We start from the raw sequence: 22,363 nt of genomic DNA, 5'->3' as shown, positions 1-22,363 counted from the left end.
CGATCATGAGGGCTCATCGGTCTCATCGTTACATGATCGGAAAGACTGTCTCCCATGGGTGATCGCGACAACGAAGCGAACCGCTTTACCGCCCGCGCCGCGCGCTATGCCCGCGTCGGCGCGAATATGGGCGGCGTGGCCGCGCGCATGGCCGGCGCGCGGCTCTTCGGCGGCGACGTGCGCGACGCCTCCAGCGCGGCGGCGCTCGCGCAGGCCTTGGGCGGCCTGAAAGGGCCGATCATGAAGGTGGCGCAGCTGCTCGCCACCATTCCCGATCTCATTCCGCCGGAATATGCCGCCGAACTGCAGAAGCTGCAGAGCGAAGCGCCGCCCATGGGGGCGGCTTTCGTGAAGCGGCGCATGCAGGCGGAGCTCGGACCGCAATGGCAGGGCCGCTTCGGCTCCTTCGACCTCAACCCCGCCGCTGCGGCGTCTCTGGGCCAGGTTCACCGGGCGACCACGAAGGACGGCGAGAAGCTCGCCTGCAAGCTGCAATATCCGGATATGCAATCGGCGGTCGAAGCTGACCTGAAGCAGCTCGAATTCGTCTTCGCCCTCCACCGGCGCATGGATCCGGCCATCGACACCCGCGAAATCGCCAAGGAGATCGGCGAGCGCGTGCGCGAGGAGCTCGATTACGAGCGCGAGGCCAAGCATGCCTCGCTCTATGCCGAGGCGCTGGCGGATGTGGAGGATGTGCGCGTGCCGAAGGTGCACCCAGAGCTCTCCACGCGCCGGCTCCTGTCGCTGCAATGGCTGGAAGGCGAGAAGATCCTGCAGTTCACGGAAAGCCCGGTCGAGACCCGCAACCGGCTGGCCATCGCCATGTTCAAGGCCTGGTGGCACCCCTTCAGCCATGCCGCCGTGATCCATGGCGATCCGCATCTAGGCAATTACACGGTGTTCTCCGACGGAGGCGAGGCGAGGGGCATCAACCTGCTCGATTACGGCTGCATCCGCATCTTCCACCCGCGCTTCGTCGGCGGGGTGGTCGATCTCTACCGGGGTCTCCAGACGGACGACCGCGCCAGGATCGTCCATGCCTACGAGACCTGGGGCTTCCGGAGCCTCTCGAACGAGCTGATCGACATCCTCAACATCTGGGCCCGCTTCATCTACGCGCCGCTGCTCGACGACCGGGTCCGCACGGTCGCCGATGGGGTAAAGCCCGGCGAATACGGCCGCCGCCAGGCCTTCGAGGTGCACAAGGCCCTGAAGGAGAAGGGCCCCGTCACGGTGCCGCGCGAATTCGTCTTCATGGACCGGGCGGCGGTGGGGCTCGGCGCCGTCTTCCTGCACCTCAAGGCCGAGCTGAACTACCACCGGCTCTTCGAGACCGAGATCGAGCGGTTCTCGCTCGAGGGGCTGGCGCAGCGCCAGGCCGAGATCCTGGCCGCTTCCGGATTGCCGAATCCCGTGTAATCAGGTTGCGTTTCGCGGTGGGACGCCTTACAGGCGGTACCTCTACGGGGAGAGCATCGAATTGATCCCAAAGGTGGAATCCACTTTCGGGTCCGATGCTCCAGCGGGAGGCTGCCCATGAAGATCGTCTTCGTTCACCAGAATTTTCCGGGCCAGTTTCTGCGCCTGTCCCAGAGCTTCGTCGCCGAGGGACACGAGGTCGTGGCGCTGGGCATGGTGAAGCAATGCCATCTGCCGGGCGTGCGGTATATCCGCTACGATCCTGCGCCGGGGCCGGAGGATCCTCAGCACGAGGCGCGCTACTCGCCGGTCATTCCCCGTCTGCGGCGGGCCTATGGCGTGGCGCACACGGCGCGGGAACTCGCGAAGCAGGGCTTCGAGCCCGACGTGGTGGTGGTCAATACCGGCTGGGGCGAGAACCTGTTCCTGAAGGACGTGTGGCCCAAAGCCCGGCACGTGGCCTATTTCGAATATTATTACCGCGCCAAGGGCCAGGACCTCGATTTCGACCCCGAGTTCCCCATCACCAACGAGGAGGTGATCTGGCGCCTTCGCCTGAAGAACTCCATGCAGCTCGGCGCGCTCGATGCCGCCGACGCGGCCGTCGCGCCGACCCGGTACCAGCGGGACACGTTCCCGTCCTATCTGCGGGATCAGATCGCCGTCATCCACGACGGCATCGACACCAAGAGGCTCGTGCCGGACCCGACGGTCGGGCTCCAGATCGGCCAGGACGGGCCGAGGCTGACGCGCCAGAAGCCGGTGGTCACCTATGTGACCCGCAACATCGAGCCGATGCGCGGGGCCCATATCGTGTTCAAGAGCCTGCCCGATCTGCTCGCCATCGATCCGGACCTCCAGGTCGTCGTCATCGGCGGCAAGGGCAACAGCTATTCGGGAGCGGCGCCCGGGGGAATCTCCTGGTACGAGCATTTCAAGGCGGGTATCGACCGGCCGGTGGACTGGTCGCGGGTCCATCTCGTGGGAAACCTGCCCTACGACCAGTTCGTGAGAGTGCTCCAGGTCTCCTCCGCCCATATCTACATGACCTATCCCTTCGTCCTGTCCTGGTCCTCCATCGAGGCCATGGCGCTCGAATGCCGGATCGTGGCCTCGGATACGGAGCCGGTCCGCGAGATCGTCACGGACGGGGTGAATGGGCGTCTTTTCCCCTTCTTCGACCCCAAGGCCCTGGCGGAGCGGGTGCGGGAAACCCTGGCCGAGAAGGAGAAATCCGCCGCCATGGCGGCAGAGGCGCGCAGGATCGCGGTGGAACGCTACGACTACGAGACCGTGTGCCTGCCGCAATGGCGCGAATTCATGGGGATAAAATAACAGCCCCGCGCGTTCATAAAGTTCTGCCGGAGTCGCTTGGAAAGATTGCGGCTCCTCACCGCATGCGTTAAACGCAGCAATTAACAACCGATGCTAATAGGGCGTTGAATCATGGCCGATACAAAACATGCGCCGCATGGGGGTTATAGTCCGGAGATGGACGGCCCTGCCCATGAGGTGACCTACAGTGGGTTCGTGCGGTTCGCCGAGATCGCGACTGCCGTCATCATCTGCCACGTGCTGGCTCTGGCGGTCGGCGGCATCAAGCATGCCTGGCTGACGGCGATCTTCGGCGTGATCCTGTCGCTCGCGTCCGGGGCGATCGGGGCCATCGCTCCATCGATCGGGGTTCGCGCCCCGGCTGTCGTGGGTGTCCTCTTATTGCTTGCACTCATCTTCTACTGACATCCCGAGTATGATGAGGCCCTGTTTTCAGGGCCTTTTCTTTATCTCGACCGATCGCAGGGGGCTACGATGCGAATCACCGTTCTTTCCGAAGCCGATGGAGCGGAGACCCGCGTTGCCGCGTCGCCTGAAACGGTCAAGAAGTACAAAGCCCTCGGAGCGGACGTGGTCGTCCAGGCGGGAGCCGGGGCGAGGGCCGGCATCCAGGATGGGGAATTCGAGGCCGCCGGAGCCGCGATCGCTCCCTCCCGCGAGGAGGCTCTGCGGGACGCCGACGTCATCCTGAAAGTGCGCCGTCCGGAGGAAGGCGAGCTCGCCGGCGCGAAGCCCGGCGCCCTCGTGATCGCGATCATGGACCCTTACGGCCAGGAAGCGGCTCTCAAGGGCCTGGCGGAGGCCGGGGTCGCGGCCTTCGCCATGGAGCTGATGCCGCGCATCACCCGTGCGCAGGTCATGGACGTGCTGTCCTCCCAGGCCAATCTCGCCGGCTACCGGGCCGTCATCGATGCGACCGCCGAATACGGCCGCGCCATGCCGATGATGATGACGGCGGCCGGAACCGTGCCGGCCGCCCGCGTCTTCGTCATGGGCGCGGGCGTGGCGGGCCTCCAGGCCATCGCCACGGCCCGGCGCCTCGGCGCGGTCGTGACCGCCACCGACGTCCGCCCGGCCGCCAAGGAGCAGGTGGAAAGCCTCGGCGCCAAGTTCGTCGCCGTGGAGGACGAGGAATTCAAGCAGGCCGAGACCGCCGGCGGCTACGCCAAGGAGATGTCGGCCGAATATCGCGAGAAGCAGGCGGCGCTCGTCATCTCCCACATCGCCAAGCAGGACATCGTGATCACCACGGCCCTCATCCCGGGCCGGCCCGCGCCCCGGCTCCTCACCCGCGCCATGGTGGAATCCATGAAGCCCGGCTCCGTGATCGTCGATCTCGCGGTCGAGCGCGGCGGCAATTGCGAGCTGTCGAAGCCCGGCGAAGTGGTGGAGCATAACGGCGTCAAGATCGTGGGCCATCTCAATGTGCCGGGGCGGCTCGCCGCCACGGCCTCGAGCCTTTACGCCAAGAATCTCTACGCCTTCGTCGAGACGCTGGTCGACAAGGAGACCAAGGCGCTGTCCGTGAAATGGGACGACGATCTCGTGAAGGCCACCTGCCTGACCCGGGACGGCGCGGTGGTTCACCCCGCCTTCCAGCCCGCAGCCTAACTTTCCAAGGGGGAGATCATGGCGACACTCACGCCCGAACAGGCCGTCGAACAGGCCCGCGCGGCGGCCGAAACGGCCCAGCGCGCCGCCGAGCAGGCGCAGCTCCTGGCCGATCAGGTGGCGACCGCCGCAGGCGCGGCCGTATCCACGGTCACCCATGGGGCGGTGGATCCCACCGTGTTCCGCCTGGCCATCTTCGTCCTGGCGATCTTCGTCGGCTATTACGTGGTCTGGTCGGTCACGCCCGCCCTGCACACGCCGCTCATGTCGGTTACGAACGCGATCTCCTCGGTGATCGTGGTCGGTGCGCTGCTGGCGGTCGGCGTTCCGCTGACGGTCGAAGGAACGGGTTTGGCGCGGGTCTTCGGCTTCATCGCGCTGGTCCTCGCCGGCATCAACATCTTCGGCGGCTTCCTCGTCACGGAACGCATGCTCGCCATGTACAAGAAGAAGGGGTGAGGCCATGTCCGGGAACGTCTCGAACCTTCTTTATCTGATCTCCGGCGTCCTCTTCATCCTGGCCCTGCGGGGGCTGTCCCATCCGACGACGTCGCGGCGCGGCAACCTGTACGGCATGGCCGGCATGGCGCTCGCCATCCTGACCACGCTGGCCTTCACGCGGCCCGACGGTCTCGGCGGCTGGGGGCTCGTCATCCTGGGGCTCGCCATCGGAGGCGGCGCCGGCGCCGTCATCGCCCGGCGCGTGCCCATGACGGCGATGCCGCAGCTGGTGGCCGCCTTCCACTCGGGCGTCGGTCTCGCCGCGGTGTTCGTGGCTGCGGCGGCCCTGTATGCGCCGCAGGCCTTCGGTCTCTTCCATGACGGCGCGGTGGGGCAGGGGCTCGTTCCCGGTGGTCCCGTCGCCCGGATCCCCGGCGGTTCGCTCTTCGAGATGGGCCTAGGGGTCGCCATCGGGGCGATCACCTTCACGGGCTCGGTGATCGCGTTCCTGAAGCTCGACGGGCGCATGTCCGGCAAGCCGATCCTGCTGCCGAGCCGCCATCTCATCAATATCGGCCTCGGGCTCCTGCTGCTGGTGCTGCTCATCGTCTTCATCCGCTCCGGGAGCCACGCGGCGTTCTGGCTGATCGTGCTGGCGTCCTTCGTGCTGGGCGTGACGCTGATCATCCCCATCGGGGGCGCGGACATGCCCGTCGTGGTGTCGATGCTCAACTCCTATTCCGGCTGGGCGGCGGCGGGCATCGGCTTCACCCTCGGCAACCTCGCGCTCATCATCACGGGCGCGCTGGTGGGCTCCTCGGGCGCGATCCTCTCCTACATCATGTGCAAGGGCATGAACCGCTCCTTCATCTCGGTCATTCTCGGCGGCTTCGGCGGCGAGACGGCGGCGGCCGCCGGTGGTGCGGTGGAGTCGCGGCCCGTGAAGCAGGGCTCGGCGGACGATGCCGCCTTCATCATGAAGAATGCCTCGAAGGTGATCATTGTGCCGGGCTACGGCATGGCGGTGGCGCAGGCGCAGCACGCCCTGCGCGAGATGGGGGACGAGCTGAAGGCCGAGGGCGTCGAGGTGAAATACGCCATTCACCCGGTGGCGGGGCGCATGCCCGGCCACATGAACGTGCTGCTGGCGGAAGCCAACGTGCCCTACGACGAGGTCTTCGAACTCGAGGACATCAACGGAGAGTTCGCGCAGGCCGACGTGGCCTTCGTGATCGGCGCGAACGATGTCACGAATCCGGCTGCGAAGACCGATCCGGCCTCGCCGATCTTCGGCATGCCGATCCTCGACGTGGAGAGGGCCAAGACGGTGCTGTTCATCAAGCGCGGCATGGGCTCGGGCTACGCGGGGGTGGAGAACGAACTGTTCTTCCGCGACAACACCATGATGCTCTTCGGCGACGCCAAGAAGGTCGTCGACGACATTCTGAAGAGCCTCTGATTTCCAGGAAGATTCATGAAAATGCCCGGCTTCGGACCGGGCAATTTCTTGTCGAAACCAGAAGGATTTCCTACGCCGCCTCCTTGAGGCGGATCCGCTCCTGCCGCAGGCTGCGGATCTCGTGCAGCAGTTCGCGGTTCGTAGTCTCCATGGCCCGCAGGCGCTCCTCCATCTCGTCGATGGTGCGGTTGCCCGTGTTCTGGAGCAGGAACACCATGAGGAAGGTGCAGATGGTGGTGCCCGTATTGATCACGAGCTGCCACGTATCCGAGAACTGGAATACGGGGCCGGTGACGGCCCATACGAACACGAACAGGCAGGCGGCCATGAAGGCATAGGGATGGCCGAGATTGTTGGAGATCCACTCGGCGAGGCGCTCGAAGCGGTTCGTGATGAATTTTTTCATGATGCTCTCCTTGCGACCAGCCGCCAAAGGCCCGGTCACAGGAGGCTTAAGCGATCAGCCTACTATGCGAGCCCTCGACGGCATGGTCTTTCGACTGTCGCTGGACATGGGGTTGTGCTTCCATTGATGGCGCGGGCCTCATTCGGCCTGCAGACGTCCTATCGGCCTTCGAGACTGATTTTTCAAGCTTCAAAGGCAGTAACCCGCATCACGATCTGTTTGTTCACTTTCGGATTCCATCGATGTCCTCCATCCGTCTCCGCACCGCCTTGCCCCACGACCGCGATACGGTCGTCGAGCTGATTCACCAGCTCAACGTATTCGAGGCCGATCTCGTGGGCGACCGGCGGCGGGACTACGATGGGGCCAACACCTATTACGACGAACTCATGGCTCGGCTCTCCCGTCGCAACGGACGGATCGTCCTGGCCGAGGAGGAGGGGATCGTCGTGGGCGCCATGGGGTTCTCTCTCGACCAGGACGCCGCCTATGTGGCGGGCGATGTCCGCCAGCACGGCACGGTGACGGACCTCGTCATCCACCAGGACTGGCGCGGAAAGGGAATCGGGCAGCTGCTCCTGACCGAGGCGGAGCGCCTCACCCGGGAGGCCGGCCTGAAGCGGCTCATGATCGGCGCGCTCGTGGCGAACGAGCGCGCGATGCGCACCTATGGCCGGTTCGGCTTCGAGCCATACGTGGCGTTCCTGAAGAAGGAATTGTGAAGGCGGTCCCGGCAGGGCGCCGCTTCATAGAAACCTGAGCCTTGGCCAGCGCGCGGCCCAATCCTCTACCCCCAGGCGCTCCCGATAGTCCCGCATCCCTCGCCCGGGTCAGCCGCGGAACAGGCTCGCCACGCCGCCCTGGAGGCGGGAGCTGCCCTGGCGGGCGGTCGCGTTCGCGCTGTCGATGCCGAGCGCGCGCTGATAGCTCTCGATCGCCTGCTGGCGGTCGCCCTTGCGCTCGAGCGCCACGCCGCGCCAGGCCCAGGAATCGGCGTCCTTGGGGTTCACATTGAGCGCCGCGTTGAAGTCCTCGATGGCCTTGTCGAACTGGTTCGTCGCCACGTAGCTCTGGCCGCGCGCCGCATAGGGCGCCGCGACGAAGGGATTGCGGTCGATGGTGGCGTCGAAGTCCAGGATCGCCTGCGGGTGCATGCCCTGGCGCTGATAGAGCAGGCCGCGCGAGTGGAGCGCCTCTGCCGATTCGGGCAGGAGGCGGGTCGCCATGTTGAGGTCGTTCAGGGCCTCCTGGTAATGGCCCTGGACGCGCAGCAGGTTGGCGCGGCCGATATAGGCCGGGCCGTAATTCGGGTCGGCCTGGATGGAACGGCTGAAATCCGCGAGGGCCTGGTCGTTCCGGTTCGTCTGGCGCAGGGCCAGGGCACGGTTCGTATAGGCCGGGGCATAGTTGGAATCGAGCTGGATCGCCTTCGAGAAGTCGGTCATGGCGTCGCTGTAGCGGCCGACGCGGGCATAGGCCGCCCCACGGGTGTTGTAGGCGCTCGGATCGTTCGGGTTGCGCTGGATGACATCGGACAGGGAGGCGATGTTCACCTGGCTCGTGCCCTGGGTGTCTTCTTCCACGACGGCGATGCGCTGAGTGGGGGCGCCACCTCCGATCGTGCTGCAGGCAGCAAGGCTCAAGGCGGTCAGGGCCAGGCTCACGGGGGCGAAACGGCCAATCGATGGGGCGATCACCTTTGTCTCCAACTTACTTCTCGACATCGTCGAGGGGTGGTTTAGCGGATAAACCTTAACAGCCGCGAAACACGGCAACAGAATGGCGGCGACAAGGAAAAAAGTCTGATCGCGGTCTGGGCCTTGGGTCGAAACCCGCTGGGAGCCGGAGCCGGCCGGACGCTTGTGCTCCGTGAAGGCCCGGGAGAGCCTGTTCCAGACACGCAAACAGCGCCCCTGCTGCGCAGAGGGCGCTGATTCACAATCGACGGGCTGGCCTCAAGAAAAGGCCGGCGTCAAGATCTTAGCGAGTGGGGCGCGGCTTCGAAGGCAGAAGGCCTTCGCGCTGCATGCGCTTGCGGATGAGCTTGCGGGCGCGACGGACCGCCTCAGCCTTTTCGCGGGCCTTCTTCTCAGACGGCTTCTCGTAGTGGCCGCGGAGCTTCATCTCGCGGAAGATGCCCTCGCGCTGCATCTTCTTCTTGAGAGCGCGGAGCGCCTGATCGACGTTGTTATCCCGGACAAGAACCTGCACGCGAATTCCTCGTATTTTGTGCCGTTTCGATTGTGTAAAAGAAAACGAGGCGCGTCATGCGCACCTCTATTGGCTGGCGTCGATACCAGAAGAAGCCTTGCCTGTCCAGGGTTGCTTCGGACAAAAGCGCCGAACCAGAGTGGTAACGCCGCCGATTCCGAAAGGTTCAGGCCGATTCCGGAAAAACGCGGGTCACATGGCCCATCTTGCGGCCGGGCCGGGCCTCGGCCTTGCCGTAGAGATGCAGGTGAGCGCCGGGCTCGGCGAGAAGGCTCTCCCACGCGTCGGCGTCATGCCCGATGAGATTCTTCATTTCCACCCGGCCGAGGCGGGAGGTCGCTCCCAGGGGCCACCCGCAGACGGCCCGGATATGCTGCTCGAACTGGGACGTCACGGCCCCGCCGAGGGTCCAATGGCCGGAATTGTGCACCCGGGGGGCGATCTCGTTCACCACGAGGTGCTCCCGGCCGCCTGCGGTGACCAGGAACAGCTCCACCGCGAGCACGCCCACGTAATCGAGCGCGTCGGCGATGGCCTTGGCGATCCGCATGGCCTCGGCCTCGGTCGAGGCCGAGACATTCGCCGGGACCCGCGTGACGTCGAGAATATGATGCCGGTGCTCGTTGGCGCACAGATCATAGGCCGCGAAGGCCCCTGAGGCGGTGCGGGCGGCCACCACGGATACTTCCCGCTCGAAGGGCACGAAGCCCTCGACGATGGAGGAAGTGCGGCCCACCTCGTCCCAGGCGGCGGCGAGATCCGTCTCGGGCCGGATCATGACCTGGCCCTTGCCGTCATAGCCGAAACGTCGGGTCTTGAGCACGGCCGGCCGGCCGAGCCGGTCGACGGCCTCGCTCAGCTCCGCCGCGTCGGAAAAGGCCGCGAACGGTGCGACCGGGATGCCGAGCCCGGAAATGAAGGTTTTTTCCAGGAAACGGTCCTGCGACACGGCGAGCGCCTGGGCGTTGGGCGCGAGCAGCGTATGGGCGCTTAAGGTGGCGGCGGTCTCGCTCGGCACGTTCTCGAATTCGTAGGTGACCACGTCCACGGCTTTGGCGAAGCGGACCAGGGCCGCCTCGTCCTCATAGGCCGCGACGGTGACCTCGGCCGCCACGTCGAAGGCGGGGCTGTTCTCTTCCGGGGCGTAGATATGGGCCTTCAGGCCGAGCTGCGCCGCGGCGATCGCCATCATGCGGCCGAGCTGCCCGCCGCCAAGGATACCGATGGTGCAGCCGGGACGGATCATGAAACTTAGCCTTCGTCGGAGGGGCGCTCGGCCACGCTGTCGCTCTGGCGCTTGCGCCAGGCGTCGAGCCGTTCGGCCAGGGAGGAATCGTGCAGGGCGAGCACGGCGGCGGAGAGGAGCGCCGCGTTCACGGCGCCGGCCCTGCCGATGGCGAGGGTTCCCACCGGGATGCCGGCCGGCATCTGCACGATGGACAAGAGGCTGTCCTGGCCCGAGAGCGCCTTCGATTCCACCGGAACGCCGAAGACGGGGAGGGGGGTCATGGCGGCGGTCATGCCGGGAAGATGCGCGGCTCCGCCCGCGCCCGCGATGACGACCTGGAAGCCTTCCGCCTTGGCGCCCTTGGCGAAGGCGACCAGCCGTTCCGGGGTGCGGTGGGCCGAGACGATGCGGGCGTCGTAGGCGATGCCGAGCGCGTCGAGGGTCTCGGCGGCATGGCGCATGGTCGCCCAATCCGATTGACTGCCCATGATGATGGCAACGGGGACGCTCGCCATGATGTGCTCCGGCTTCGAAGGCCCAGGGAATTCAGCCGGACATAACGAAGGTGTCTCCGGCAGGCAAGGCTATAGAGCATCGGGCCCAAAAGTGGACCCACTTTTGGGATCCAATCCGATGCTCCACGCCTTAAAGAGCGCATCGTTCGAGCGGACCCGGAGGGCCGCGCGATGCGCTGGCGTGGAAAACGCGGCCTTTTCAGGCGATGATGTCGGGCGTGAGCTGATCTTCCAGCTGGATGATCTGATCCTTGAGGGCGAGCTTCCGCTTCTTGAGCCGCTGAACCTGGAGCTGATCGCCGGCGATCATGCTCTCGAGGGCGTCGATCGCCATGTCGAGATCGCGGTGCTCCTGCTTCAGGCGAGCCAATTCCGCTTCCAGTTCAGCCAATTCCGTCATTGAAAATCGATCCAAATTTCCGTTCCCCAACGGGACACGGCGGGACCGCGGAAGTATGCGCTCAAGCCACCCGAAGGGCAAGCCGAGGCCATCATCTTCTACTCTCGATTTTGGGATTTTTGCCTTCGACTCGCCACAGTGTGTCTGGCAAAATATCCCTGTCCGTAATCAGACAGGAGGAACTGACATGCCGCTACAGAATCACCTGACGGAGCTCGAACGGAAGCACCGGGCTCTCGAGCGCGAGATTCAGGATGCCCTCAACAGACCGGCCCTGGACGATATGAGACTCGCGGAGCTGAAGCGGAAGAAACTCCAACTGAAGGATGAGATTACCCGGCTGAGAAGCTCAGATACGGCGGTGCATTAAAGACCCTCTTTCGACATCGCTTTCCCACCGAAAGCCGCCGCTTCCGACCAGGAGCGGCGGCTTTTTCATGCGGGCCGTTTTTCCATGCGAGCCATGGGGGCGTCAGATCAGGACGGCCGCTCCGTCATAGACGAGCTTCGCGCCCACCAGGATCAGCAGCCCATAGACGGCCGTGTAGAAGCTCTCTCCCGAGACCCGCCGCACGAGCAGGACGCCCGCCCAGGTCGACGCGATGGCGACCGGGAAGAGAGCGGCCGCGGTTGCCAGATTCTCCGCCGTGAACTGGCCGAGCGCCATGTAGGGGGGAACCTTGATCCAGTTGAGAATCGCGAACACGACCGCGCCGGTGCCCACGAACACGTCGCGCGGCAGCTTCTGCGGCATCACGTAAATCTGGAAGGGCGGACCGCCCGCATGGGCGATCATGCTGGTAAAGCCCGTCACCCAGCCCCAGAAGAGACCGCGCGGCGTATCGGCCGGGGCAGCCGCGGGCGGAACGGCGCGGCGCTCCAGAATCATCCGGCGAACGGCAAAGCCGATGGAGATCACGCCGACCGCGAACTTGACCGCCTCGTCCGGGACCCTCGCGGCCAGAAGGTAGCCCATGAGGATGCCGGAGAGCGCTCCGGTCACCAGAAGCACCACGTTGCGCTTGTCCCAGGCATGCCGGTACGCCCAGACGGACACCACGTCCTGCACGATCAGGATCGGGAGCGTGATGGCCGCGGCCTGCACGGGCGAGACCACCAGCGCCATCAGGGGAAGCGAGAGGAGCCCAAGCCCCGAGAAACCGCCTTTGGCGAGCCCCAAAAGCGTGACCGCCGGAATCGCGGCTGCGTAGAAGAGAGGATCGGTGATCATGGGAACCTTGAGGGAAGCTCGTCGAAAGTCGCCGCTGACCACGGCCATGCCGCCTGCTACCACAATGACAAACACAAGTCCCATGCGGTGACAGCAACGGGAAACGCCATGCCTTCAACCCAAAGCCGCTATCACGAGACCTATGCGCGCTGGAAGTCGGATCCGGAAGGATTCTGGCGCGAGGCCGCCCGGGAGATCGACTGGTTCAGGCCAGCCGACACGGTCTTCGACCGGGAGGCCGGCGCCTACGGACGATGGTTCGTCGGGGCGCAGTGCAATACGTGCCACAACGCCGTCGACCGGCACCTGGCCGGGCGTGGCGATCAGGCCGCGATCATCTACGACAGCCCGGTCACGAATTCGAAGCGCAGCATCACCTATGCCGAATTGCAGGACGAGGTGGCGGTCCTCGCGGCCGTCCTGCGGGACATGGGCGTCGAGAAAGGCGATCGGGTCATCGTCTACATGCCGATGATCCCGGAGGCCGTCTTTGCGATGCTGGCCTGCGCGCGGATCGGGGCGATCCATTCCGTCGTGTTCGGCGGCTTCGCCGCGAAGGAGCTCGCCACCCGCATCGACGATGCGAAGCCGAAGATCGTCCTGTCCGCGTCCTGCGGCATCGAGGGCGCGAAGGTGGTGGCCTACAAGCCGCTGCTCGACGAAGCGATCCGGCTCGCAGCCTCCAAGCCCGAGGCCTGCCTGATCTGGCAGCGTCCGCAGCTCGCATGCTCACGCGCGGAAGGGCGCGACCTCGACTGGGCGCAGGAAATCTCCAAGGCGAGGGCCGCCGGCAGGAAGGCGGAATGCGTGAGCATGGCGGCCACCGATCCGCTCTATGTGCTCTATACCTCCGGCACGACCGGCAAGCCCAAGGGGGTCGTGCGCGACAATGGCGGCCACATGGTCGCGCTCAAATGGACCATGAAGAATTTCTTCGGCGTCGAGCCGGGCGAGGTGTTCTGGGCCGCGTCCGACGTCGGCTGGGTGGTGGGTCATTCCTACATCGTCTACGCGCCGCTGCTCCATGGCTGTACGGCCATCCTCTACGAGGGCAAGCCCGTCGGGACGCCGGATGCGGGCGCCTATTGGCGGGTGATCTCCGACCACGGCGTCGTCACGCTCTTCACCGCGCCCACCGCCTTCCGGGCGATCAAGAAGGAGGATTCCAGGGCGGAGCTTCTGAAGGGCTACGACATGTCCTCGTTCCGGGCCTTGTTCCTCGCAGGCGAGCGGGCGGACCCCGACACGGTCAAATGGGCCGAGGATATCCTGAAGGTGCCGGTGATCGACCATTGGTGGCAGACCGAGACGGGCTGGCCCGTGGTCGGGAACCCCCTGGGTCTCGGCGGCCTTCCGGTCAAGCACGGATCGCCCACGGTGCCGCTGCCGGGCTATACGGTCGAGGTGCTGGATGAGAGCGGCAGGCCCGTTCCGCCCGGCACCATGGGGGCCATCGTCATCAGGCTGCCTCTGCCTCCCGGCGCCCTGCCGACCCTCTGGGAGGCGGAGGATCGCTTCAGGGAGGCGTATCTTTCGCTCTATCCCGGCTACTACAACACCTCCGATGCGGGCTATATCGACGAGGACGGCTACGTCTGGGTCATGGGCCGCACGGACGACATCATCAACGTCGCGGGGCACCGCCTTTCCACGGGCGGCATGGAGGAGGTTCTCGCCTCCCATCCGGCGGTCGCCGAATGCGCCGTGATCGGCATGCGGGACATGCTCAAGGGCGAGGTGCCCTGCGGCTTCGTGGTGCTGAAATCGGGCGTCAACCGGCCACAGGCCGAGATCGAGGCGGAACTGGTGGCCCTGGTGCGCGAGAAGATCGGCCCCGTGGCGGCCTTCAGGCTCGCCATCACCGTGCCGCGCCTGCCGAAGACGCGCTCCGGCAAGATCCTGCGCGGCACCATGAAGAAGATCGCCGACGGCGATAACTGGAGCATGCCCGCCACGATCGACGACCCCATGATCCTGGACGAAATCGGCGAGGCGCTGAAGAGCCGGGGCGTGGCGGGGTGACTTCAAGAGGACCATCCCGGCGAGGGCCGGGATGATTTCATCCCATAGAGCATCGGACGTGAAAAGTGGATTTGCACTCTAGGGATTGAATCCGATGCTCCCTTCTTGGAAAGAGCGCATCGTTTGTGCGAAAAACCGGGACCACTTTTTCGCACGATGCGCTAAAGCGAAAGGCCCGGAGCGATCCGGGCCTTTTGACTGTCCTATTCCTCGTCGTCCGAGCGCTTGAGCTGCTTGAGCTTGGCGAAGACCGAGTTGACGTCGATGTTCTCTTCCTGCGGCTTCGGGCGGCTCATGTCGGCGAAGGGTTCGTCGCGCACGGGCTCGGCCGTGGAGACTTCGGCCGGCATCAGGGTGCCGCCATATTCCTGCGGCTCCACGTGCGGGCGGTCCTTGGCGGCGCGCTGCACCTCGAAATCCAGGTCGATCTGCGAGCAGAGGCCCAGCGTCACCGGGTCCATGGGGGAGAGGCTCGCCGAGTTCCAGTGGGTGCGGTCGCGGACCTGCTGGATCGTGGTCTTGGTGGTACCCACCAGACGCATGATCTGCGCGTCCTTGAGCTCCGGATGGTTACGCACGAGCCAGAGGATCGCGTTGGGGCGGTCGTGGCGGCGCGAAACGGGAGTGTAGCGGGGGCCCTTCTTCACCCGCTTCTGCTCGGGCAGCTTCACGCGGGATTCCGCAAGGCGCAGACGGTGATTGGGGTTGTTCTGCGCCTTTTCGATCTCCTCGCGGGTCAGCTGGCCCGTGGTGATCGGGTCGAGACCCTTGATGCCTGCCGCGACTTCGCCGTCCGCGATGCCCTTCACCTCGAGCGGGTGGAGCTTGCAGAAATCGGCGATCTGGTCGAACGACAGGGATGTGTTCTCGACGAGCCAAACGGCTGTCGCCTTCGGCATCAGCGGTCCCTGGGACATGGGGCGAACCTCCTTGGAGCCGGGCACCGGACATCGGCGCCGCACGGCAAAACTCTCTTGCACTCCGAACCGGTCCGGACCGGAGTATCTCGTCTCACGTTGTGAGGGAAACGATAACGATTATAGGGAGCATGGGGCGATGTTGCAAATCCTTAGAGCGTCCGGCGTGAAAAGGTGTCTCTGCTTTTCGCGTCCATCCGGTGCTCCGATCCTTGGCCGGGGCACCGCTTGAGCCGCCTCCTGGTCAGCACGATGCGCTAGAGGCGCAAAACGATCTTTCCGATATGCTCGCCGCCGTCCATTCGGGCGTGAGCCTCGGCCACGTCGTCCAGCGCGAAGGTGGAATCCATCACGGGTTTGCACCGGCCCTGCTCCAGCAGGGGCAGCACATGGGTTTCGAGCGCCTGGGCGATCACGGCCTTCTCGGCGACCGAGCGGGACCGTAGGGTCGAGCCCGTATGGGTGAGGCGCTTGAGCATGAGGCGGCGGAAGTCCAGCTCGACCTTGCTGCCCTTGAGAAAGGCGATCTGCACGATGCGGCCGTCCTGAGCGGCGGCCTCGTGGTTGCGGGGAATGTAGTCGCCCCCGACCATGTCCAGGATCACGTCCGCGCCGCGTCCCCCGGTCGTCTCCTTCACCGCGGCGACGAAATCCTCGGTGCGGTAATTGACCGCCGCGTCGGCGCCGAGCCGGCGGCAGGCTTCGCATTTCTCGGGAGACCCCGCCGTGGCGATCACCGTGGCTCCGAACGCCTTGGCGAGCTGGATGGCGGTGGTGCCGATCCCCGAGGTGCCGCCATGGACGAGAAGCGTCTCGCCGGGCTTCAGGCCTCCGCGATCGAACACGTTGGTCCAGACGGTGAAATAGGTCTCCGGGATCGCCCCGGCCTCCTCGAAGGAGAGGCCGTCGGGAACAGGCAGGGCGTTGCTCTCGTGAACCACCGCGTAATCGGCATAGGCGCCGCCCGCCACCAGCGCCATGATCCGGGCGCCGAGCGGAAACCGGTTGGCATTCGGGTCCGAGCCCACCACTTCGCCCGCAAGCTCGAGGCCGAGAATATCCGGAGCGCCGGGAGGAGGGGGGTAGCCGCCCTGGCGCTGGATCACGTCCGGACGGTTCACGCCTGCGGCCCGCACCCTCACGAGGATCTCGCCTTCCCCGGGCTGGGGCACCGGACGCTCGACCACTTTCAGGACGTCCGGTCCGCCGCTGCCCTCGGCGATCACCGCGCGCATCGTGCCTGGAATCGGCTCCATAATTTCCCTCCTTTGGTCAAGCTCCGCTCATATAGGGCGAAGTTGGCAAGGAGTGCATGCCGCATTAACGTTCGAAAAGGAATCTTCTTGAGGAGGAGAATGCCATGGCCTTCGATCCCTTCGCCGACGAGCCGCGCGCGACGTTGAGCGCCCATGAAATCGGCCAGGACCTGTCGATGCTCTCCGTCGACGAGCTCGACGAGCGTGTTGTTATTCTGGAAAAGGAAATAGCCCGCCTGAAGGAGGCGAAGGCCGCCAAGGAAAGTTCCCGCGCTGCCGCCAGCGCGTTCTTCCGGCTCGGACAAGGTTAACCCCAATTTAAGAAATCCGGGCGTTTCATGAAGGGGTCCGGTCCTCTCCCGCCGGGCCCTGGGTGGTTCTTCCTCCCACTCTCGTGACGCTTCCCTGTCAGACTTGTGAGCCGCCTTGTGCGGCTCGATTTTTGCCCGACTTCCCGCCCTTAACCTTAAGAAGAAGTTACCGGCGCATCCGGGACAAGGCCGTTCTATATTCCCTTCCGATATCGAAAATTTCCCGGCCGGGCGCCGGGCAAATCCCTTGGGAGACGGTGGGTGCGCGAACCCGACGTGATCAAACTTGACGTCGATCCTGTCCGCTTCGGCGAGAGCTTCGTGGGATCCGAGGCCTTCACGGCCCTGTTCCAGGAAGGCATGGAGCTGGTCGAGGAAACGGCTGCTTATCTGGACGGCGAGGGCCGCGAGGAATCGCGCCTTCTGCAGCGCGAGGCGGGCGTGGCCTATGCCAGCGAGAGCATGCGCCTGACCACTCGTCTCATGCAGGTCGCCTCCTGGCTGCTGCTGCAGCGGGCCGTGGCCGAGGGGGAGATCACGCCGGAACAGGCCCGTGCCGAGAAGGCCCGCGTCCGTCTGAATTCAACCGAGACCGCCACGACCCTCGTGGAATACGAGACCCTGCCTGCGCGCCTGCGCGAGCTGATCGGGCTCGCGACCCGTCTTCATGCCCGCATCCTCCATCTGGAGCGTCTGCTGACCGAATTGGAAGGGGTTCCGCCGCAGCCACAGGGGCCCAATCCGGTGGCGGCTCAGATCGGTCTGCTGGAACGGGCCTTCGGTCCAGTCGAATAGGAAACGAAAAAGCCCCGCGAAAGCGGGGCTTTTCATATGTCGTGGAAGGTCCGGGCGAAGCCGGATTACTTCTTGGCGCCGATGCCCAGGTTGCCGAACCTCGAGGTGAAGCGCGAAACGCGGCCGCCGCGGTCGAGCAGCTGCTGCTGGCCGCCGGTCCAGGCCGGGTGGGTGTTCGGGTCGATGTCGAGGTTGAGGGTGTCGCCCTCTTTGCCGTAGGTCGAGCGGGTGGTGTACTCGGTGCCGTTGGTCATGACCACCTTGATGAAGTGGTAGTCGGGATGATCGGTTTCTTTGCGCGCCATTGCCATTGTCCTTCTTGCGGCCAGCCACATCTGGTCAGCCCGCAGCGTAAGATCGAGCCTGAATTGATGAATGCGCGCCTATACCTCAGTTAGAACCTTGAAACAAGCCGGGGCAAAGGTGTTAAACCGCTTCAACCGCGAATTCCTCGAATCGTAGGCTGCCATGGCCGATCTGCCAAATCCTCAATCCCGTTCCAACGCCGCGCTCGGCGCCCTGAAACCGCTCGTTCCTTATGGCCTCGCTTACAAGGGACGGATCGCGGGCGCGCTCGCTGCCCTCATCATGGCCTCCGCCGCCACTCTGGTCGTACCGGTCGCCGTCCGCCGGGTGGTGGATTTCGGATTCTCCGAAGAGGGGCACGCCTACATCAACGCCTATTTCGCGTTGCTGATCGTCGTGGTGGCGGTGCTCGCGGTCTCGAGCGCCCTTCGCTACTACCTCGTCATCACGCTGGGCGAGCGGGTGGTGGCCGACCTGCGCTCCGCCGTGTTCCGGCACCTGACCTCCCTCGACCCTGCCTTCTTCGACCAGACCAAGAGCGGCGAGATCGTTTCGCGGCTCACCGCCGACACCACCCAGGTGAAGGCCGCCTTCGGCGTGAGCATCTCGATCGCGCTTCGCAACGTTTTCCTGTTTCTCGGGGCCGTGGCGCTCATGATCGTCACGAGCCCGAAGCTTTCGGCTCTCGTGCTGCTCGCCATTCCGGTGATCGTGCTGCCGCTGGTCCTCTCCGGCCGGGCGGTGCGGCGGCGTTCGCGGGCCGCGCAGGACAGGCTTGCCGACGCCTCCGCCTATGCGGCGGAAGCCATCGGGGCGGTCAGGACCATGCAGGCCTTCGGCATGGAAGGCCTCACCGCCTCCCGCTTCGCCCTGGCCGCCGAGGAGGCCTTCGACGCCGCTCGGCTGTCCACCACCATGCGGGCCCTTCTCACGGGGGCCGGCATCTTCCTGGTCTCGGCGAGCGTGGTGGCCGTGCTCTGGTACGGCGCCCAGGACGTGCTTGCGGGAGAGATGACGGCCGGCCGGCTCTCCCAGTTCGTGCTCTACGCGGTGTTTGCGGCGAGCTCCCTCGGCCAGCTCTCGGAGGTCTACGGCGAACTGTCGCAGGCGGCCGGTGCGGCGGAGCGTCTGGGCGAGATCCTCGCGGCCAAGCCCGCCATCGAAGCGCCGCGCGAGCCCAAATCCCTGCCGGAGCCCTCGCCCGGCACCGTGGCCTTCGACGATGTGCATTTCGCCTATCCCACCCGGGCGGAGCAGCGCGCTCTCCACGGCCTGAGCTTCGCCGTGGCGTCGGGCGAGAGAGTCGCCATCGTCGGTCCTTCCGGGGCCGGAAAGAGCACCATTCTCCAGTTGCTGCTGCGGTTCTACGATCCCCAGAGCGGCACGATCCGGGTCGACGGGGTGCCGGTCACCGAGGCCGATCCTTTCGCATTGCGCGCCCGCATGGCCCTGGTGCCGCAGGAATCCACGATCTTTGCGTCAAGCGTTCTCGACAACATCCGCTACGGCCGTCCCGAGGCCTCCGAGGAGGAGGTGCGTCGGGCGGCGGAGCTCGCCTCCGCTCACGGCTTCATCCAGGCCCTGCCGCAGGGCTACGAGACCCTCATCGGAGAGCGCGGCGTCACGCTCTCCGGCGGCCAGCGCCAGCGCCTCGCCATCGCCCGCGCCATTCTCAAGGATGCGCCGATCCTGCTTCTCGATGAAGCCACCTCGGCGCTGGATGCGGAAAGCGAGCGCAAGGTGCAGGAGGCGCTCGACCGGCTCATGGACGGTCGCACCACCCTCGTCATCGCCCACCGTCTCGCCACCGTGCGCTCGGCCGACCGCATCCTCGTCATGGACAAGGGGCGGATCGTCGAGGAGGGGACCCACGAGGCCCTGCTCGGACAGGGCGGCCTCTATGCGCGCCTCGCCCGCCTCCAGTTCAGCGGCCTGCACGAGCCGGGCCTGGCCGCCGAGTAGCCGGGTCGCATCGAACCGTTTCGTCCCGTCGCGGTTGGTTTAGAGCATCGAACGCGGGAAGTGGGTACCGGTTTTGCGTGAAAAGATGCTCAAGCAAGTGGAGCATCGAACGCGGGAAGTGGGACCCGGTTTTGCGTGAAAAGATGCTCGAGAACAGAGACTGACGGCATCGGATGTGGGTTCGATGTCACGTCCGATGCTGCAGGCCAGCGTTCGGGCATTCGGGGAGATCGGGGATGGCGGCGATGTTCAAGCGGCATCCGCAGGATGCCATCCGCATCAACCTCCATGAGGATTGGGAGATGCGGTACTGGTCCGACAAATGGGGCGTTCCGCGCCAGCAGATCGTGGACACGGTCAAGCGTGTCGGCTTGCAGGTGAAGGATGTCGCCCGCGCGCTCGGCAAGGATGCCTGACTCCAAGGATGCCCGACTCTCAGCGCTCCGTCAGCTTGAGCTCGATGCGGCGGTTGCGGGCATAGGCCTCTTCCGTCGTGCCGTTGTCGAGGGGCTGGAACTCGCCGAACCCCGCCGCCACGAGGTGCTGCGGCTGGACGCCGCGGGCGATCAGGGCCTGCACCACCGCGATGGCGCGGGCGGAGGAGAGCGCCCAGTTCGACGGGAACTGGGCCGTGTTGATGGGCCGCGCATCCGTATGGCCGTCGACGCGGATCACCCACGGAATATCGGGCGGAACCTGCTTCTCCAGCTCCATGAGGGCGCTGGCGATGCGGTCGATCTCGCCCGAGGCCTCGGGGCGCAGGGTCGCCTGGCCGGCGGGGAAGAGCACCTCCGACTGGAAGACGAAGCGGTCGCCCACGATGCGCACGTCGGGCCGGTTGCCGAGAATCTGCCGCAGGCGGCCGAAGAAGTCGGAGCGGTAGCGGGCCAGCTCCTGCACCCGCTGGGCCAGGGCCACGTTGAGCCTGCTGCCCAGATCGGCGATGCGGGCCTGGCTCTCCTTGTCCCGGTTCTCGGACGCCGTGAGGGCCTCTTCCAGGGCTGCGAGCTGGCGGCGCATGGCCGCGATCTGCTGGTTGAGGATTTCCACCTGGCTGAGGGCGCGTCCCGTCGCCTGCTTCTCGGCCTCCAGCGCCGTATTCAGCTCGCCCGTCTGGCTTTGCGCCGCGCTGCCGGAATCCAGGAGCCCCTGCAGGCGGGTCCGCTCGGCCTCGTTGGCCTTGAGGGTGGTCTGCAGGGCGGCGAGGTTTTCCTCCACCGAGCGGCGGCCGGAGCGTTCGAGGGAGAGAAGATCGGTGAGCTCGGCGATCTGCCGGTTGAGCCGGTCGAGCACCGTGTCGCGGCCCGAGAGTTCGGTCGACAGGAAGAACTGTCCCACCGTGAAGACCGAGATCAGGAAGATGATGGACAGCAGCAGGGTCGACAGGGCGTCCACGAAGCCCGGCCAGTAGTTGATCTGGCTGACGCGCCCGCGACGGCGCCCTCCTGCGCCCGAGGCCGGCATCAGGGCAGCCTTTCACGGGAAATGCGGTCGAGCACCTGCTTCAGCTCCTTTTCGCGGGTGGCCTGGGCCTCCACCCAGTCGCGGATCATCTGCTGCTCCGCGCGCATGTGCTGAACGAGACCCTGAACGCCCTCCGCGAGATTCGCCATGGCCTGGGTCGCCGCGCGCCCGCCTGCGCCGTCGTTCACGGCGGCGGTGAGGCGGTTGAGGGCCACCGCCAGGTCGTGCGGGGTCGTGGAGCGCGAGGAGCCGTCGACCGGGGCATCGGAGGTGGTGGTGGCGAGCCAGTCCTCGAGTTCGGTGTAGAAGCGGCTCTGCGCCTGGCCGGCCTGGAGGTCGAGGAAGCCGAGGATGAGCGAACCCGCGAGGCCGAAGAGCGAGGCCGAGAAGGACAGTCCCATGCCCTGGAGCGGACCTGCGAGCGAATTCTTCAGCTCGTCGAAGATCGCGGCGGTGTCCTGGCCGGTCCGCAGGGATTTGATGATGTTGCCGACCGAGCCCACCGTGTCGATCAGGCCCCAGAAGGTGCCGAGAAGGCCCAGGAAGACCAGCAGGCCCGCCATGTAGCGAAGAATTTCGCGGCCCTCGTCGAGGCGCGCCCCGATGGAATCGAGCAGCGAGCGCATGGCCGCGACGGAGAGCGAATTGCCGGAGCGGTTGGTGATGAAGGCGGCCATGGGCGCCAGCAGCACGGGCGGATGGGCGGCGACCAGCCCTTCCTCCGTCTGGCGCAGGGTGTTGACCCAGCGCACTTCGTGAAACAGGCGCCAGACCTGCCGGATCGCCAGAATGATCCCGATGAACATCACGCCCAGGATCAGGGCGTTGAGCCCGGGATTGGCCTGGAAGGCCGACCAGATCTGCCGGTACAGGATAAAGGCGATAAACCCTGCCAGAACCAGAAAGACCGCCATGCGGACGAGATAGATCCGCGGTGGGGTAAGGGGTTGGTCCGCCATCATTATCCTGTGCTCATGTGGTTCGGGACGGGTCTAATGTGACCGCCCCGGACGCAAGGATCAAGCGCGAGCGCAACCTCCCCTGGGGACACGGACGAAAATATCGGCGTCC

25 protein-coding genes are annotated in these 22,363 nt (G+C 65.7%); 13 read left to right on the top strand and 12 right to left on the bottom strand.

The features are described from left to right. The first annotated feature begins 54 nt into the window (after positions 1–54). The 6 genes from RE429_RS17690 (at position 55) to RE429_RS17665 (ending at position 6,268) form a co-directional block, all read left to right on the top strand. Complete coding sequence (locus RE429_RS17690) at positions 55–1,422, top strand: ABC1 kinase family protein (RefSeq protein WP_414472000.1); 1,368 nt, start codon at positions 55–57, stop codon at positions 1,420–1,422. Positions 1,423–1,539: 117 nt separating this feature from the next. Beyond that, positions 1,540–2,757: a glycosyltransferase gene (locus RE429_RS17685; RefSeq protein ID WP_414471999.1), complete on the top strand. Its 1,218-nt coding sequence runs from the start codon at positions 1,540–1,542 to the stop codon at positions 2,755–2,757. Between the two features lie 111 nt (positions 2,758–2,868). Next, positions 2,869–3,162 (top strand): aa3-type cytochrome c oxidase subunit IV, encoded by a 294-nt coding sequence (locus RE429_RS17680; RefSeq protein WP_414471998.1) that lies wholly within the window; start codon positions 2,869–2,871, stop codon positions 3,160–3,162. Positions 3,163–3,231: 69 nt separating this feature from the next. Next, a complete protein-coding gene (locus RE429_RS17675; protein ID WP_414471997.1) occupies positions 3,232–4,368 on the top strand; it encodes a Re/Si-specific NAD(P)(+) transhydrogenase subunit alpha in 1,137 nt (378 codons plus the stop codon). 18 nt (positions 4,369–4,386) lie between these two features. Further along, the gene (locus tag RE429_RS17670) at positions 4,387–4,827 is read left to right on the top strand and encodes a proton-translocating transhydrogenase family protein (protein ID WP_370438676.1); all 441 of its coding nucleotides are present in this window, start codon (positions 4,387–4,389) and stop codon (positions 4,825–4,827) included. 4 nt (positions 4,828–4,831) lie between these two features. Beyond that, positions 4,832–6,268, top strand: coding sequence for an NAD(P)(+) transhydrogenase (Re/Si-specific) subunit beta (locus RE429_RS17665; protein ID WP_414471996.1), 1,437 nt, complete (start codon positions 4,832–4,834; stop codon positions 6,266–6,268). Positions 6,269–6,338: 70 nt separating this feature from the next. On the opposite strand, the gene RE429_RS17660 is transcribed toward RE429_RS17665, so the two are convergent. Beyond that, positions 6,339–6,674, bottom strand: coding sequence for a low affinity iron permease family protein (locus RE429_RS17660; RefSeq protein WP_414471995.1), 336 nt, complete (start codon positions 6,672–6,674; stop codon positions 6,339–6,341). Between the two features lie 242 nt (positions 6,675–6,916). On the opposite strand from RE429_RS17660, the gene RE429_RS17655 reads away from it, so the two are divergent. Then, positions 6,917–7,396: an N-acetyltransferase family protein gene (locus RE429_RS17655; RefSeq protein ID WP_414471994.1), complete on the top strand. Its 480-nt coding sequence runs from the start codon at positions 6,917–6,919 to the stop codon at positions 7,394–7,396. Positions 7,397–7,504: 108 nt separating this feature from the next. On the opposite strand, the gene RE429_RS17650 is transcribed toward RE429_RS17655, so the two are convergent. From RE429_RS17650 to RE429_RS17630, 5 genes are all read right to left on the bottom strand, one after another. After that, a complete protein-coding gene (locus RE429_RS17650) occupies positions 7,505–8,371 on the bottom strand; it encodes a tetratricopeptide repeat protein (protein WP_414471993.1) in 867 nt (288 codons plus the stop codon). Positions 8,372–8,654: 283 nt separating this feature from the next. Continuing rightward, complete coding sequence (gene rpsU / locus RE429_RS17645; RefSeq protein ID WP_009763401.1) at positions 8,655–8,885, bottom strand: 30S ribosomal protein S21; 231 nt, start codon at positions 8,883–8,885, stop codon at positions 8,655–8,657. A gap of 166 nt (positions 8,886–9,051) precedes the next feature. Beyond that, positions 9,052–10,131 (bottom strand): 5-(carboxyamino)imidazole ribonucleotide synthase, encoded by a 1,080-nt coding sequence (locus tag RE429_RS17640; RefSeq protein ID WP_414471992.1) that lies wholly within the window; start codon positions 10,129–10,131, stop codon positions 9,052–9,054. Between the two features lie 5 nt (positions 10,132–10,136). Beyond that, positions 10,137–10,628, bottom strand: coding sequence for a 5-(carboxyamino)imidazole ribonucleotide mutase (purE, locus tag RE429_RS17635; RefSeq protein WP_414471991.1), 492 nt, complete (start codon positions 10,626–10,628; stop codon positions 10,137–10,139). A 199-nt stretch (positions 10,629–10,827) separates the two neighbouring features. Next, entirely contained in the window at positions 10,828–11,028 is a 201-nt protein-coding gene (locus tag RE429_RS17630) for a YdcH family protein (RefSeq protein WP_370438669.1), read from the bottom strand. A gap of 187 nt (positions 11,029–11,215) precedes the next feature. On the opposite strand from RE429_RS17630, the gene RE429_RS17625 reads away from it, so the two are divergent. Then, positions 11,216–11,398: a YdcH family protein gene (locus tag RE429_RS17625; RefSeq protein WP_370439377.1), complete on the top strand. Its 183-nt coding sequence runs from the start codon at positions 11,216–11,218 to the stop codon at positions 11,396–11,398. 102 nt (positions 11,399–11,500) lie between these two features. Here the strand turns inward: RE429_RS17625 and RE429_RS17620 are convergent, their stop codons facing one another. Next, positions 11,501–12,259, bottom strand: a complete 759-nt coding sequence (locus tag RE429_RS17620) for a sulfite exporter TauE/SafE family protein (RefSeq protein ID WP_414471990.1) — start codon at positions 12,257–12,259, stop codon at positions 11,501–11,503. Between the two features lie 108 nt (positions 12,260–12,367). Between RE429_RS17620 and RE429_RS17615 the strand changes: the two genes are divergently transcribed. Then, on the top strand, positions 12,368–14,281 hold the full coding sequence (locus tag RE429_RS17615; protein WP_414471989.1) for a propionyl-CoA synthetase: 1,914 nt from the start codon (positions 12,368–12,370) through the stop codon (positions 14,279–14,281). Between the two features lie 203 nt (positions 14,282–14,484). On the opposite strand, the gene RE429_RS17610 is transcribed toward RE429_RS17615, so the two are convergent. Together RE429_RS17610 and RE429_RS17605 are read right to left on the bottom strand one after the other, a co-directional pair. Then, entirely contained in the window at positions 14,485–15,198 is a 714-nt protein-coding gene (locus tag RE429_RS17610; protein ID WP_370438666.1) for a DUF1013 domain-containing protein, read from the bottom strand. Between the two features lie 257 nt (positions 15,199–15,455). After that, complete coding sequence (locus tag RE429_RS17605) at positions 15,456–16,445, bottom strand: NAD(P)H-quinone oxidoreductase (RefSeq protein ID WP_414474242.1); 990 nt, start codon at positions 16,443–16,445, stop codon at positions 15,456–15,458. Positions 16,446–16,558: 113 nt separating this feature from the next. On the opposite strand from RE429_RS17605, the gene RE429_RS17600 reads away from it, so the two are divergent. Then, positions 16,559–16,765 (top strand): DUF1192 domain-containing protein, encoded by a 207-nt coding sequence (locus tag RE429_RS17600; protein WP_414471988.1) that lies wholly within the window; start codon positions 16,559–16,561, stop codon positions 16,763–16,765. 261 nt (positions 16,766–17,026) lie between these two features. Beyond that, positions 17,027–17,560: a DUF1465 family protein gene (locus tag RE429_RS17595; RefSeq protein ID WP_414471987.1), complete on the top strand. Its 534-nt coding sequence runs from the start codon at positions 17,027–17,029 to the stop codon at positions 17,558–17,560. Positions 17,561–17,625: 65 nt separating this feature from the next. Here the strand turns inward: RE429_RS17595 and rpmE are convergent, their stop codons facing one another. Continuing rightward, on the bottom strand, positions 17,626–17,865 hold the full coding sequence (rpmE, locus tag RE429_RS17590; RefSeq protein WP_414471986.1) for a 50S ribosomal protein L31: 240 nt from the start codon (positions 17,863–17,865) through the stop codon (positions 17,626–17,628). 163 nt (positions 17,866–18,028) lie between these two features. On the opposite strand from rpmE, the gene RE429_RS17585 reads away from it, so the two are divergent. Together RE429_RS17585 and RE429_RS17580 are read left to right on the top strand one after the other, a co-directional pair. Next, positions 18,029–19,828, top strand: coding sequence for an ABC transporter transmembrane domain-containing protein (locus tag RE429_RS17585; RefSeq protein ID WP_414471985.1), 1,800 nt, complete (start codon positions 18,029–18,031; stop codon positions 19,826–19,828). Between the two features lie 236 nt (positions 19,829–20,064). Next, positions 20,065–20,244, top strand: coding sequence for a DUF3606 domain-containing protein (locus tag RE429_RS17580; protein ID WP_414471984.1), 180 nt, complete (start codon positions 20,065–20,067; stop codon positions 20,242–20,244). A gap of 19 nt (positions 20,245–20,263) precedes the next feature. On the opposite strand, the gene RE429_RS17575 is transcribed toward RE429_RS17580, so the two are convergent. Together RE429_RS17575 and RE429_RS17570 are read right to left on the bottom strand one after the other, a co-directional pair. After that, the gene (locus RE429_RS17575) at positions 20,264–21,292 is read right to left on the bottom strand and encodes a peptidoglycan -binding protein (protein ID WP_414471983.1); all 1,029 of its coding nucleotides are present in this window, start codon (positions 21,290–21,292) and stop codon (positions 20,264–20,266) included. Next, positions 21,292–22,251 (bottom strand): MotA/TolQ/ExbB proton channel family protein, encoded by a 960-nt coding sequence (locus RE429_RS17570; RefSeq protein ID WP_414474241.1) that lies wholly within the window; start codon positions 22,249–22,251, stop codon positions 21,292–21,294. Before RE429_RS17570 ends, RE429_RS17575 begins: the two co-directional genes overlap by 1 nt. Positions 22,252–22,363: the final 112 nt, after the last annotated feature.

The organism is Microvirga sp. M2 (genome assembly GCF_047497095.1).
Lineage (GTDB): Bacteria > Pseudomonadota > Alphaproteobacteria > Rhizobiales > Beijerinckiaceae > Microvirga.
The sequence above is the reverse complement of the archived record's forward strand: the minus strand, read 5'-3'. Positions and strand labels throughout refer to the sequence as shown.